Origin of the sequence: Kaistella flava (ex Peng et al. 2021) (assembly GCF_015191005.1) — a bacterium.
In the GTDB taxonomy this organism is placed as follows: domain Bacteria; phylum Bacteroidota; class Bacteroidia; order Flavobacteriales; family Weeksellaceae; genus Kaistella; species Kaistella flava.
Window position 1 is genome coordinate 2,368,037 of sequence record NZ_CP040442.1, and the last position, 14,147, is coordinate 2,382,183.

Annotated in this window: 13 protein-coding genes and 1 pseudogene; 6 read left to right on the forward strand and 8 right to left on the reverse strand. The window is 35.6% G+C overall.

Annotated features, from left to right (window positions below; genetic code table 11):
• Together Q73A0000_RS10500 and Q73A0000_RS10505 are read left to right on the forward strand one after the other, a co-directional pair.
• Positions 1–753, forward strand: coding sequence for an RDD family protein (locus Q73A0000_RS10500; protein ID WP_193810919.1), 753 nt, complete (start codon positions 1–3; stop codon positions 751–753).
• A gap of 185 nt (positions 754–938) precedes the next feature.
• Positions 939–1,229 carry a GNAT family N-acetyltransferase gene (locus Q73A0000_RS10505; protein ID WP_193810920.1) on the forward strand — a complete coding sequence of 97 codons (291 nt, stop codon included), beginning with the start codon at positions 939–941 and terminating at the stop codon, positions 1,227–1,229.
• Between the two features lie 52 nt (positions 1,230–1,281).
• On the opposite strand, the gene speB is transcribed toward Q73A0000_RS10505, so the two are convergent.
• Positions 1,282–2,136 carry an agmatinase gene (gene speB, locus Q73A0000_RS10510; RefSeq protein WP_193810921.1) on the reverse strand — a complete coding sequence of 285 codons (855 nt, stop codon included), beginning with the start codon at positions 2,134–2,136 and terminating at the stop codon, positions 1,282–1,284.
• A gap of 191 nt (positions 2,137–2,327) precedes the next feature.
• On the opposite strand from speB, the gene Q73A0000_RS10515 reads away from it, so the two are divergent.
• Both Q73A0000_RS10515 and Q73A0000_RS10520 read left to right on the forward strand, forming a co-directional pair.
• Complete coding sequence (locus tag Q73A0000_RS10515; RefSeq protein ID WP_193810922.1) at positions 2,328–3,683, forward strand: alpha/beta hydrolase family protein; 1,356 nt, start codon at positions 2,328–2,330, stop codon at positions 3,681–3,683.
• Between the two features lie 87 nt (positions 3,684–3,770).
• Positions 3,771–4,430: an HAD family hydrolase gene (locus Q73A0000_RS10520; RefSeq protein ID WP_193810923.1), complete on the forward strand. Its 660-nt coding sequence runs from the start codon at positions 3,771–3,773 to the stop codon at positions 4,428–4,430.
• Positions 4,431–4,698: 268 nt separating this feature from the next.
• Here the strand turns inward: Q73A0000_RS10520 and Q73A0000_RS10525 are convergent, their stop codons facing one another.
• From Q73A0000_RS10525 to Q73A0000_RS10555, 7 genes are all read right to left on the reverse strand, one after another.
• Positions 4,699–6,090 (reverse strand): arginine decarboxylase, encoded by a 1,392-nt coding sequence (locus tag Q73A0000_RS10525; protein WP_193810924.1) that lies wholly within the window; start codon positions 6,088–6,090, stop codon positions 4,699–4,701.
• Positions 6,091–6,169: 79 nt separating this feature from the next.
• Positions 6,170–6,829, reverse strand: coding sequence for a thiamine diphosphokinase (locus Q73A0000_RS10530; protein ID WP_244140727.1), 660 nt, complete (start codon positions 6,827–6,829; stop codon positions 6,170–6,172).
• The gene (locus Q73A0000_RS10535; protein ID WP_193810925.1) at positions 6,792–7,361 is read right to left on the reverse strand and encodes a cob(I)yrinic acid a,c-diamide adenosyltransferase; all 570 of its coding nucleotides are present in this window, start codon (positions 7,359–7,361) and stop codon (positions 6,792–6,794) included. Before Q73A0000_RS10535 ends, Q73A0000_RS10530 begins: the two co-directional genes overlap by 38 nt.
• Before the next feature lie 64 nt (positions 7,362–7,425).
• Complete coding sequence (locus tag Q73A0000_RS10540) at positions 7,426–8,265, reverse strand: alpha/beta fold hydrolase (protein WP_193810926.1); 840 nt, start codon at positions 8,263–8,265, stop codon at positions 7,426–7,428.
• Positions 8,266–8,365: 100 nt separating this feature from the next.
• Complete coding sequence (locus Q73A0000_RS10545; RefSeq protein WP_193810927.1) at positions 8,366–9,259, reverse strand: ribokinase; 894 nt, start codon at positions 9,257–9,259, stop codon at positions 8,366–8,368.
• Positions 9,260–9,317: 58 nt separating this feature from the next.
• Entirely contained in the window at positions 9,318–9,953 is a 636-nt protein-coding gene (locus tag Q73A0000_RS10550; RefSeq protein ID WP_193810928.1) for a DUF4241 domain-containing protein, read from the reverse strand.
• Positions 9,950–12,571 (reverse strand): valine--tRNA ligase, encoded by a 2,622-nt coding sequence (locus tag Q73A0000_RS10555; RefSeq protein ID WP_193810929.1) that lies wholly within the window; start codon positions 12,569–12,571, stop codon positions 9,950–9,952. The genes Q73A0000_RS10550 and Q73A0000_RS10555 overlap by 4 nt, the downstream gene beginning before the upstream one ends.
• Positions 12,572–12,698: 127 nt before the next feature.
• Between Q73A0000_RS10555 and Q73A0000_RS10560 the strand changes: the two genes are divergently transcribed.
• Together Q73A0000_RS10560 and Q73A0000_RS10565 are read left to right on the forward strand one after the other, a co-directional pair.
• On the forward strand, positions 12,699–13,190 hold the full coding sequence (locus Q73A0000_RS10560; RefSeq protein ID WP_193810930.1) for a DUF1573 domain-containing protein: 492 nt from the start codon (positions 12,699–12,701) through the stop codon (positions 13,188–13,190).
• A 133-nt stretch (positions 13,191–13,323) separates the two neighbouring features.
• Positions 13,324–14,145 (forward strand): annotated as a pseudogene (locus Q73A0000_RS10565) (PPK2 family polyphosphate kinase).
• Positions 14,146–14,147 lie beyond the last annotated feature (2 nt).

Here is a 14,147-nt window from a genome sequence, read left to right on the forward strand (position 1 = left end):
ATGTCGCTGATCGCTATAAATACTTCACAAAATGTAAATATTAATTTCAATACCGCAAGTATTGGCGAGCGAATTTTGGCATTTGTCATTGACATCCTTATCAAAGCGGCGTACGTATTTACGCTTTTCTGGTTCCTTTTTCGAGTATTTAATTTCGGTTCTTATATGGACGGACTCGATAATTGGTCGCAAATGGCAGTTTACATTATCCTTACAATCCCAATCCACATTTACACTTTAGTCAGCGAAAGTTTGATGGAAGGTCAGACTTTTGGAAAGAAACTGGTGAAAATAAAAGTGGTAAAAATCGATGGATTCCAGGCAAGTTTTGGGGACTATTTAATACGTTGGTTTTTCATGTTGATTGATCTTTTTTCTAATTCTGGTGTTGTTGGATTAGTCACGATGATTGTTTCAAAAAACAATCAAAGATTAGGAGGTATTGCTTCTGGCACTGCGGTTATTTCATTAAAAAATCGCGTCAATATTTCGCATACCATTTTAGAAAATCTCAAAGAAGATTACACTCCTCTTTTTCCACAAGTTATCGCACTGACCGATAATGACGTAAGAATCATTAAAGAAAATTATCACAAAGCATTGAATATTGATGACCGACAAGTCGTTTCAAAACTCTCAGCAAAAATTAAAGATATTTTGAAATTAGAAATCGATCCGACGAAAATGACAGAAAGACAATTCATCAATATCATCATCAAAGACTACAATTTCTACACGGGAAAGGATTTGTAAATTGTTTGTTGGGCAGACATTTCCGCCTTCCACTCCCAATCTTTTTGCCATCCCTAAAGTCCTCTGCAAAAAAGAATATCCGTTCAAGTCGGGCTGCAGAGTTTGCATATTACCAAGGTTAGTTAAAATTAGAAAATCCTCTTTTCATTTAATTTCCTTAAATTTAAGGAACTAAATCGATTATCATGAAATACGAAAATAACAGATCAGGAAATGGCGGCGTCTTAACTTTGAACAAGGAAGACGAAGAAGTGGGCAGATTAACCTACACCATTTTCCCCGACGAAAATAAATTAGTAATATCTTACGTCTTGGTTCATTCAAAATTTGAAGGAAAAGGAATGGGAAAATATTTGGTCGAAGAAGGGATCAAATTCGCCCGGGAAAACAACTGGAAAGTTTATCCACATTGTTCTTATGCGCGTTCCGTCATGCACCGAATGAAAGACGTTGACGATATTTTATTAGAACGTTAAAACACAAAACCCATAGAAATTCTACGGGTTTTGTGTTTTGATGTATCGTGTCTTAATTTTTATTGATGTGATAATACGCCAACATTTTGTAATACAATTTCGCCGCTAAGAAAGCAGTCGGTTTCGGCATTGGAGAATCCATTAATTCTACAATATCAAAAGCAACCACATTACATTTTTCAAATACTTTTCTCAACAGTTCCAAAGTTGGATACCATTGTAAACCGCCTGGTTCCGGAGTTCCTGTTGAGGGAGCAATCGATGGATCAAATGCATCTAAGTCAATCGTAATGTAAACATTACCCGAGACTTTTTCCAGGACTTCATTAATCCAGTTTTCGTTGTGTGCTATTTGATGCGCCCAGAAACACTGCTCTTTATTTACATATTCCATTTCCTCAACATCCATAGAACGAATTCCGACCTGAACCAAATTATGTTTCTGGCTCGCTTCATACACTGCACAGGCATGATTTGACGTTGATCCGTGAAAGTCAGGACGTAAATCGGTATGCGCATCTAATTGCAAAACCGTTAGGTTATCATACTTCTCACCAACCGCACGAATTGATCCAATCGACACAGAATGTTCACCACCAAAAAGGGTAAATAATTTTCCATCGTTTGCAAGAAGTTCTTTGGTTTTTTGATAAACCGCTTCTGTCATCGCTTCTGGTGAAGATTTCTCAGTAACATCTCCAGCAAGATAAACACCTTCCAAATAAGGTTCTGTACTGGTTTCGATATCGTATAACTCCATGTTTTCCGAAGCATCCAAAAAAAGCTCTGGACCTTTATCAGCACCTTTTCCCCAAGTTGAAGTTCCATCATAAGGAACAGTTACCAACATTACTTTTGAGGTTTCTAATTGAGCATTTTCTTCTGGAATATCGGCGTAGGTTTTCATATTATTTTAGTTTTAAATTGTGTATTGTTTTAGAAGTTCAAAGATAAAAATTTCAAAATAATTCCACCTCTTTTCCGAGCCGTAAAAACAACAGTACTAGATTTTCTACATTTTCAGTTTTGTCTAATTAAATAAATCGCTAATTTTATATTACACTTCACGTACTCAATCTTAATAAAAAATATAAATCGATGAAAATTAAATATTTAATAGGATTACTTTTTCTCAATTTCCAAATATTTTTCTCGCAAAACATTACTGGTTCATGGTATGGAAATTTAGATGTTCAGGGACAAAAACTTCCTTTGGTATTTCATATTGAAAAAGAAGGAAATGATTTTACATCAACTTTTGACAGTCCTACACAAGGCGCTAAAGGAATTCCAATTCAGAAAACTTTATTTGAAAATAACGACTTGACTTTTAATGCTTCGAACTTAGGAATTACCTACAACGGAAAATTAAACGCTGAGAAAATCGAAGGAATTTTTTCACAAAGTGGAATGAACTTTCCTTTGATTCTTACCAGAAATGAAAAAACTACGGTTGTTAATCGTCCGCAAAATCCAAAACCGCCTTTTCCCTATAACAGCGACGATGTCACTTTTAAAAATGAAACAGAAGGAAATCTGCTTGCCGGAACGATTGCTGCTCCCAAAAACTTCAATAAAAAATCACCAATTTTAGTCATGATTACCGGAAGTGGTGCACAGAATCGAAATGAAGAAATGTTCGAGCACAAACCGTTTTTGGTTATCGCAGATGATTTGGCAAGAAAGGGAATCGCCACTTTACGTTTGGATGACCGTGGAATTGGCGGATCAGAAAAAGGAAAAGACGGTGCTACTTCGGCAGATTTTGCGACAGATATAAATTCTGCGGTGAACTATCTGATAAAAAACGGTTATAAAAACATTGGATTAATTGGTCATTCAGAAGGTGGTATGATTGCGCCAATGGTTGCAGACATGAATAAAAACGTAAAATTTCTAGTTCTTCTGGCTGCTCCCGGAATTCCAATTCTTGACTTGGTTTTGGATCAGAATAAAAAGCTCGCGGAAAGCGCAAATTTACCTCAAGAGGCAATTGATGAAGTATTGGCGGTAAAATCAAAAACATTTACTTACGCCGCAAACTATAAAGGAAAAGATTTCAAAGCCGATTTTACAAAATATTTAAAAGAGACTTTTCCTAAAATGACAGCACAAGAAAGAGAACCATACATCGCTCAAATGTCGTCGGCGTGGTTTCAATATTTCATCAAATTCAATCCGGACGGTTATTTATCAAAAGTTAAAATTCCGGTATTGGCAGTTGATGGAAGTTTAGATCTTCAAGTCTCTGCAAAAGAAAATTTAGCAGGAATTAAAAAATCTTTAACAAAAGCGGGGAATAAGAAGTTTGAAATCGAAGAATTTGAAGGTTTAAATCATCTATTTCAAACTGCTAAAACAGGAAATCCTGCTGAGTATGGCCAAATCGAAGAAACCTTTTCACCCAAAGTTTTAGACAAAATTAGTTCCTGGATTTTGGGTTTACAAAAATAAAACTCAACCCTTTCAGCCTTTCAAAGGCTGAAAGGGTTTTGGAAAAATATTAATTAAATCTTTTACTAAATTTACAAAAATTCTTAAATGCCATTAAAAGCAGTCTTATTCGATATGGACGGTATTATTGTAGATACCGAACCGCTTCATAGAAAAGCCTATTTCCAAATGTTCGATGATTTAGAAATTGAGGTTTCCGAAGAATTGTACACTTCTTTTACCGGAGCTTCCACAAAAAAAGTTTGCAACACACTGATTGAAAAGTATCAATTGGAAAAGTCACACGAAGATTTATCAATCATCAAAAGAAAATATTTCAAAGATTATTTTTATAATGACTCAGATTTCCAGTTGCTTCCTGGAGTTAAAAGTTTGATAGAAAATTATTTTGATAATAACATCAAATTGGTTTTGGCTTCTTCTGCAAGTATGGTCACGATTGACATGGTTTTTGAGAAATTTGATTTAGAAAAATATTTCATCGGAAAAATTAGCGGAGCCGATTTAAAAGAATCAAAACCTCATCCCGAAATTTTCCTACTTGCATCAGAAATTGCTGATGAATCAAAAGAAAACTGCATGGTCATCGAAGATTCTACAAACGGAATTATCGCCGCTCATTCTGCGGGAATCTTTTGTACGGCTTACAAAAGCGAACATTCGGTTGGTCAGAATTATGAGAAAGCGAATTTGGTGATTTCAGATTTTTCGGAGATTGAAGTTGAGAAAATCTCTAAATACTTTTGACATTTTTTGAGAAGCGCCAAAACTTTTTTTATCACATTAGAGCACAGAGTTACATTAGTTTTTTAGTGAAATACCAAATTTAACTAAGCCTCTGAATTTTAATTATTATAGGAAATTTTAAAAAGCACTTTTGTAGCATCTCCTTTGAAAAGAATCCTGAACGTTATTCTAGCCCCGATGGAAACGGCATCCCCGCCTTGGCGGGATATAGTGGACAGCGGGACCGTAAATAAATAAGGAGCAACGTTTTTGTTGCTCCTTATTCAGTTTAATATCCTAATAATTTTAAGACATCTTCCGGTTTTTGTTCTTCCCGGAAAACGGTATATGTAAAGTTTCCTTCTTCGTCTTTATCGATCAAAATATGTTTCGGCTGCGGCATCAAACAGTGGTGAACACCGCCGTAACCGCCGATGGTTTCCTGATAGGCGCCGGTATTAAAAAAGCCGATATATAAAGGTTTTGTGTCGCTGAATGTTGGCAAATAAATAGCATTCGTATGTTGCTCAGAATTATAGTAATCATCTGAATCACAGGTTAATCCGCCCAGAAAAACGCGTTCATAGGTGTCTTCCCAACGGTTTAGCGGAAGCATGATGAACTTGCGGGAAATAGCCCACGTATCGGGTAATGTGGTCATGAAAGAGGAATCAATCATGTTCCATTTTTCACGGTCATTCTGACGTTTTTGAGAGATGATTTTATAAAGATGCCCTCCACTTTCACCAACCGTAAAACTACCGAATTCGGTGTAAATGTTTGGTTCTTCTACGCCTTCTTCTTCACAGAATTTTTTGATTTGAGACACGATTTCGTTCACCATATATTGGTAATCGTAATCGAAATTCAAAGAAGTTTTAATTGGAAAACCACCACCGATATTAAGAGAATCAACTTCGGGTGCGATTTTTTTCAATCGGGCGTAAACGCGTAAACATTTATAAAGTTCGTTCCAGTAATATGCAGTATCCTTGATTCCGGTATTGATAAAAAAGTGCAGCATTTTCAATCGCGCATTCGGATGATCTGCAATTTTCTGGCTGTAATATGGAATAATATCTTTGTACCCAATTCCTAATCTGGAAGTATAAAATTCGAATTTTGGTTCCTCTTCCGCCGCAATTCTAATTCCGATATTAAATTTGCAGTCGATACTTTCGGTCAATTTATCGAGTTCTCTGTAATTATCTAAAATGGGCGTGATGTTTTCAAAACCTTTATTAATTAGATCAGAAATCTTTGCTAAATAATCATCGGTTTTAAATCCGTTACAAATAACCTCAACGTTTTTATCGAACTTCCCTTTGTCATAAAGAGATTTTACAATATCGATATCGTAAGCAGACGAAGTTTCCAGGGAAATATCGTTTTTCAACGCTTCTTCCAGAACAAAAGCGAAGTGACTGGATTTGGTACAATAGCAATAACGGTAACTTTTTTTGTAATCATTGATTTCAAACGCTTCCTTGAACCACGCTTTTGCACGCTGAATATTGGTAGAAATCTTCGGCAAATAATTAAACTTCAAAGGCGTACCGAACTGTTCTATGACCTCCATTAAAGGAATGTCGTGGAATTGAAGCGTATTGTCCGCGACGTTAAATTCTTCCGTCGGGAAATACAAAGTTTGATCGATAAGCTCTGAGTATTTAATTTTCATTTTAAGAATCGTATTTGCAAAATTAGAATTGCAAAGTTGAGAAAAAAAGTTGGGTTTCTATTTTAAAATTCCGTTAAAATTAGCGCTGGTCTTTATTTCCTACAAACACGACTAAATTTCCGGTTTCAAATTCAATGATTACGTCATCCTCTTTGGCAAAATTACGGGTTCCTATTCTATTGGTAATATCCAATTTTTCTTGAGCTAAAGACCAGTTCAAACCTTTGGTAGTAAGCTTTTCCGTTGTTGGAAATGGATATAAAGAAATCATTCGATTTTTAATATTTTCTAACACTAATTTTTTCGGTGCAAAGAAATAAGTTGAATATTCATCAAAAAAAGTAATCTTTAAATCGTCTTTAAATAAAAAGGCCACCGTTAGATTTCCCAAAAAGTGATCCATTTCGCCACCACTTCCACCATAAACATCTACTTTTTCAAATCCTTTCTCTTTAATAATCTCCAGAGATTTTTCGAAATCGGTTTTATCCTGATCAGGTGTATAAATGAATTTCGCCTGATAAACATTTTCATCAGATCCGGAATGAGAGTCGAAATCTCCTGAAATAAAATCGAGTTGATCAAGTGGAAAACCTTTCTCTTTTAAATAATGAAAAGCACCATCGGAACAGGCAATCAAAGAATAATCAGAACTATTAGGAATGATTTTGGGCGGAACTCCATTGATGAAGAGAAGTACTTTATCGGTCATTGGGATTCCAGTATTCTTCCGTTTCATTATTCAGTTTTGAAACATAACGAGCTAAAACGAATAAGTAATCAGAAAGTCGATTCAGGTATTTAATCAGTTCTGGGCGCACTTCTTCAGATTCATTTAAGAATACCAAACTGCGCTCTGCCCGTCTACAAACCGTTCTACAAACATGCAGAGACGTCGCAGATCTTCCGCCGCCCGGAAGAATGAAATACTGCAATGGTGCTAATTCTTTTTCAAAATCATCCATCCAATGTTCCAATTCTTCAATTTCGGTATCTGTAATCATTAAAGCTAAGCGGGATTTTCCGTTTGCTAAAGTTAATTTATCCGTTGGTGTCGCAGATTCTGAACCCAACGTAAATAAATCAAACTGAATTTTTTTCAATTGAGTTAAAACTTGTTCGTCTTTAACCTCACTTTTGGCAACACCGATAAAAGAATTGAGTTCATCGATTGTTCCGTAAGATTCAACTCTGGCGGACGCTTTGGAAACGCGGGTTCCGCCGTATAAAGCGGTTTGTCCTTTGTCGCCGGTTTTGGTATATATTTTCATTTTCTTGTAGCTTAAGGCTGGATGTAAATTTAGCGATTTTCTAATTACCACTTTTGGTTGTTCTCTAAAGTTCGTCCAATACAATCTTCCAGAGATTTTTATTAAAACTTCTAAAAAAATTGACGTGTCCGATTTCTAGTTTTTCAGATTCCGAAATTTTAATTTCCCGATAGGTCGTTTTTAAATTAGGATAAACGTTTTTCAATAAATTCTGCATTCCTTTTTGAGTAACCCAATTATCATCTTCGGCGTGGATTATAAAAGTATTTTGATTTAATTCTTTTGAAATATTCGCCCCTATTTTTTCATACAATTTGCTCGTAGATTTTTTATTTAGAATTAAAGTCTGCCAATCGAAAGCTACGCCTTTGGGTAAAGATTCTCCCAAACCAAAACGATGTGCGGGAAAATATCCAAAAAAAGTAGTCATGACAGGAAGTGCGATTCCAAAACCGAGTAAAGCAGTAACTGCAACGCTAAAAGTTAAATTACCAATATGGGCGTCTTGTGTCCCGACAAAAATAAATTTCTCAAAATTCTTTGAATAGTCATTCATTCCCAAAATTAAAGCACCAACCGAATGTCCTAAACAAAACTTAGTATAATCAGGATATTCCCTTTTAATAAAATCTGTTACTTTTTTAAAATCAATAGTTCCCCAAATTCTCATCGACGCTTCAAACCCTCGCATTTCTTTAGGCTTCGATTCACCTATTCCTCTGTAATCATAAGTAATAACTGTAAATCCGTTTTCCGCTAAATACTTGGCAAAAGAAAAATAAATTTGTTGTTTTACTCCCGTTGCAGAATTAATAAGCAACAGTTTTCCATTTGGAGTTTCGGGTTCAAAAACCTTTACAGAAATTGGAATTTGATCGGAAGTGGTTAGAATGAGTTCTTTCATTTTAATGAAAATTCCACTTGTAGATAAGTGGAATTAATTTTTAAAAATATAAATTTTAAAGGAAATAAAAAAGCAAAACCGATATGCTCAATATAGCAATCTATCCTTCGAGAATATCTTTCAGATAAGGAAGTCCACTTTGGGAACCTCTATTTTTAGTCACTTTTAGAGAAACATCATTTCCAAATTTCACACAGTCATCAATTTTATTATGATGACAAAGTGCTACTGCAAAACCTGCCGTGAAGGCATCTCCCATACCCATTTTGTGTAGAACACAATCATGATCATTTCGGTAATAGTTCATTTCGGTACCATTGAAATAAGTTGTAGAATTGGTATCGTCGCGAACAAATAATTTATTTGGATACTTTCTTAAAATCTCTTCTCTCGGGTCATCACCAAAGATAATTGATAATTCATTGCTTTTGGCAACGATGAAAGTAGCATTAGCAATAACTTCAGGAGAAAGTTTCTTTGCAGGTGAAGCGTAAATTCCTAATTTCTTATTATACTTCTTTACCAATTCGGAAGTGTATTCTACGACATCCATTGGAATTTCAAGCTGAATCAGAACCAAATCTGCGGTTGCAAAAAACTTCTCAGCTTCCGCAACATGTTTTGGTTCCAGGCAATAATTAGAAGCTGGAACAACCACGATCGAATTGACTCCCTTTGCAGCAACAACATACGCTGTTCCTGTGGGCGCGTCTTCAGTTTCTACAACGTAACCAACATTAACTCCTTCATCAACTAAATTCCGTAAAATTTGCTGTCCAAACGGATCCATTCCAACCGCGCCAATAAAGTAAACGCTCGCTCCCAATCTGGAGGTAGCGACTGCTTGATTGGCTCCTTTTCCACCAAAAAAACTTTCTGACTTCTCTGCCATCACCGTCTCATTAGGATGCGGTGAATTAGCGGTATTCAAAACTAAATCTATAGAAGAACTGCCAATTACAATAATTTTAGGTTGCTCAGAAGTAATATTCATTGTTTATAACTTATGTTTCAAATGTACTTAAATAAGGAACGATTCGGAAATAATAATTTTAATTAATCTCCACAAATTCAGAAACGATTTTTACAGGAACGTTATTTCTATCAAATCCGATATAACTTGCATAAAATCCTTCACCATAACCCGTTTCAAAAGCGAATAGATTTCCAGGTTTTTCATCGTTCGGTTTTAGAAAAGCATACTGATTGATAGCGCCGTCTTCCTGGAAAAAATGTTCGTGGAAAAACTCTTCATAAATCCCCATAAAATCTTCCCCTTTTCTTTTGAACAAATGCTGTTCCAAGAGATTTAGATTTTGCTGAGTTTCGAAATCCATAAAACAGCCCATCCCACTTTCTACCGGATAACCATATATTTCTCCTTCCTCTAAATCAGCCATGTGCTGACCTTCCGAAGTTGCCAGTTCCCAATTGCTAATTTCTGAATTATTGAAAACGATTTCTACATAAGCGATACAATTGCTTTCGATTTCTTTATGTACTAATACCGTAAATTCTCCTCTCGGAAAATCCGTTGTAAAAGCTGGCATTTCGCTGGTAATCAAAGGATCACAAACCACCAGTTTCCCGGTGGTGAGATTAATCTTTCCCGCCTCGAATGTTTCAATTAAAGGGCTTTCTACAAAATTCTTGTTGAAAAGTTTTTTGATATTTTCGATGTGGTTCATGATAACGTTTTCAATTTTTCTTCGAGCAAGACCATTTTATCCTGCGCGTCTTTTTTCTTTTTCAATTCATTATCAACAACTTGCTGTGGCGCACCTGCCATAAATTTTTCGTTGGATAATTTTTTATCTACTGACATCATGAAACCTTTTAAATATTTGATTTCTTCTTCAGTTTTAATTTTCTCTTCTCCTAAATCTAAGTTTTCACTTAATGGAATAGAAACTTCTGTTCCTCCAATTAAGAAAGAGAACGTTGGTTTATCTGTTTTTTCAGCGAAATGAATTTGTTCAATATTCGCTAATTTCCGAACTAAATTTTCATTATCAAATGAAGTTGCATTGGTGAAAACCTCAACACTTTCACGTGGTGAAATTCCTTTGCTTTGACGGTAATTACGAACGCCTGAAATCACTTCTTTAGAAACTTCAAACTGCTTGATTAATTCTTTATCGTAATCCTGAACTTTTCTTTGCTGAGCGATAACCAAAGCATTTTCTATCGTGCGCTCAGAAATATTCTGCCATAGCTCTTCAGATAAAAATGGCATAAATGGATGCAACAATTTCATTAATTCCTCGAAATACTGAATGGTCTGATCATAAACTTCAGTAGATATCGCTTCACCGTAATTGGGTTTAATCGCTTCTAAATACCAGGAACAGAAATCATCCCAAATTAATTTATACACTAAATGCAGCGCATCAGAAATTCTGAATTTCTCAAACTGATCAGCAATTTCAACAATCGTTTTATCCATCTGATTTCCAAACCAAGCAATTGCTTGCTGATCTGCCTCATTCGCTTTTATCGAATCATCTTTTCTCCAACCTTGAATTAATTTATTGGAGTTCCAAATCTTTGTTGCGAAATTTCTTCCCTGCAACATTAATTCTTCATCAAAAAGCAAATCGTTTCCGGCAGCCGAACTTAATAAGATTCCGACACGAACGCCATCTGCACCATATTTCTCCATCAACTCAATTGGATCTGGAGAATTCCCAAGTGATTTCGACATTTTACGTCTTTGCTTATCTCTTACAATTCCCGTGAAATAAACATTTTTAAAAGGAACTTCTTTTCTGTATTCGATTCCTGCCATAATCATTCGGGCAACCCAGAAGAAAATAATATCCGGACCGGTAACCAAATCAGAAGTTGGATAATAGTAATTAATGTCTTTATTTTCAGGATCGTTAAGTCCGTCGAAAACTGACATTGGCCACAACCAAGAGGAGAACCAAGTATCGAGTGCGTCCTCGTCTTGACGAAGATTTGAGACTTCGAGATTTGAGATTTGAGACTTTTCTTTAGCAAGAATTAAGGCTTCTTCAATTGTTTCTGCAACTACGAAATCATCCTGTCCCTCACCATAAAAATAAGCTGGGATTTGTTGTCCCCACCAAAGCTGTCTTGAAATATTCCAATCGCGGATGTTTTCCATCCAGTGCTTGTACGTGTTTTTGAATTTTTCTGGGTGAAATTTCACCTCATCATTCATCACAACATCCAAAGCTGGCTTTGCCATTTCTGACATTTTCAAAAACCATTGAACTGAAACTTTCGGTTCGATAATCGCTCCTGTTCTTTCAGACGTTCCAACTTTATTGACGTAATCTTCAGCTTTTAATAAAAGATCATTTTGCTCTAATTCTTTAACAATTTCTTTACGAACGACAAATCGATTTTTACCTGCATAATGCAAACCATGATTATTCAAGTTAGCATCATCATCTAAAGAATCAATCATTGGTAAACCATGACGCTTTCCAATTTCATAATCATTGGTGTCGTGAGCCGGCGTAATTTTCAAAGCCCCGGTTCCAAATTCAATATCTACATAATCATCTTCGATAATTGGAATCACACGATTTACGATAGGAACAATAACATTCTTCCCTTTTAAATGCGCATATCTTTCATCATTAGGATTGATACAAACGGCAGTATCACCGAAAATAGTTTCGGGACGGGTTGTTGCAACAGAAAGGAAATCTTCCGTTCCTTCAATCTTATATTTTAAATAAAACAGTTTCCCGTTTTGTTCTTTGAAAATTACTTCTTCATCAGAAATATTGGTCTTGGCTTCCGGATCCCAGTTCACCATGCGGTAACCTCTGTAAATCAAACCTTTATTATATAAATCGATAAAAGATTTTACAACTTGCTGTGAAAGTTTTGGTTCCATGGTAAAACGTGTTCTTTCCCAATCGCAAGAACAACCCAGTTTTTTCAACTGTTCCAAAATTGTTCCGCCATATTTGTCGGTCCAATCCCAAGCGTGTTTCAAAAACTCTTCACGCGTAATATCTGCTTTATTAATCCCTTCTTCTTTCAGTTTTGCTACAACTTTCGCTTCAGTCGCAATTGAAGCATGATCCGTTCCTGGAACCCAGCAAGCATTGAAACCTTGCATTCTGGCTCTACGAACCAAAATATCCTGAATCGTATTGTTCAACATATGTCCCATGTGAAGAATCCCAGTTACATTTGGTGGCGGAATTACTATCGTATAAGGAGGTTTTTCGTTAGGTTCGGAATGAAAATAATTATTTTTTAGCCAGAAATCATACCATTTCTGTTCTGTTTCCTGCGGCGTATATTTCTCTGAAATCTGCATATATAAAATCTTTGGCTTAATAGTTGCAAAAATAGGGAAATAAAAAAAATTGACCTTACTATTAAAATAATTTTTAACTTTGTTTGTTAAATTCAATCAAATAACCAATTACTAAAATTAAAAAAAAATGAAAAAAATCTTTGCAGGCCTATTTTTAGCCGGAACATTTGCACTTGCATCAGCCCAAACTATTTCTTTTGACAAAACAGTTTTCGATTATGGAAATGTAAAAACAGGAGCAGATGGTCATAGAGTTTTTAAGATTAAGAACACGGGAGACAAACCTCTTATTATTTCCAGAGTTCAAGCATCATGTGGTTGTACTACACCAGAGTGGAGTCAAGAACCGATTATGCCAGGAAAAACAGCAGATTTAAAAGTAGGGTACGACACAAAAATCGTGGGACCTTTTACAAAAATTATTGAAGTATATTCTAATGACGCTGACAACAGCAGATCTGTAATTACTATTAAAGGAAACATAGGAGATGCAGTAGCGACAATCGCTCCACAATCTACAGCTAAAGCAGAAAGCACAATGATGAGCTCAGAACAAGCTACGAAAGTTGCACCCGCAGCTAAAGCTAAAGCACAAGTTTTAAAAGCTAAAAGTTTATAATAGGTAAAACAATTTACCCGATAAAAATTTAAAATCATTCCAATATTGGAATGATTTTTTTATTTTAGTACAAAATATTGCAACTATGGATTTAGATTTTAGTGATAATTTTATCGTGAACGGGAAATTCTCCATGAATGATTTCTCGACAGAATATGAAGGTAAGCTTTCGAAAGACGACGCAAAAAAAATGCTGGCCGACGAGAAAGAAAAGCTCCGCGAACTGCAGGAAAGGCTATATAGTGATGGGAGTAAATCTATATTGATTGTGCTGCAAGCAATGGATGCTGCTGGAAAAGACTCTTTAATCAAGCACGTTTTCGGTGGCGTAAATCCACAAGGATGCGCAGTCACCAGTTTCAAAACGCCGAATGATAAAGAATACGCTCATGATTTTCTTTGGAGACATTATTTAGCCTTACCCGAAAAAGGAAAAATCGGCATTTTTAATAGAAGTCATTATGAAAGCGTCCTAATTTGTAAAGTTCATCCCGAATATAATTTAAATGAAAAGGTTTGGAAAACAGTTGACGACTTTGACAAAGGTTTCTGGAAAAATCGCTACGAAAGCATTAGAAATTTTGAAAAAACTCTAGCTGAAAACGGGACAACTATTATTAAAATATTTTTGAACGTTTCCCAAAAAGAACAGAAAAAAAGATTTCTGGAGCGGATTGAAAAAGCAGACAAAAACTGGAAATTCTCCGCAGGTGATTTACCCGAAAGTGAATTGTGGAGTAAATATATGACCGCCTAGGAAGAAGCCATTAATGAGACTTCAAAAGATTACGCACCTTGGTATGTTATTCCAGCCGATCACAAATGGTTTACCCGCGTTGCCGCGATTCAGATCATTATCGATGCTTTGAAAAAAATGGATTTACAATATCCAAAACCTTCACAGAAGGAAATTGAAGATTTAGCCGACGCCAAGAAACAGTTGGAAAATGAATAAAA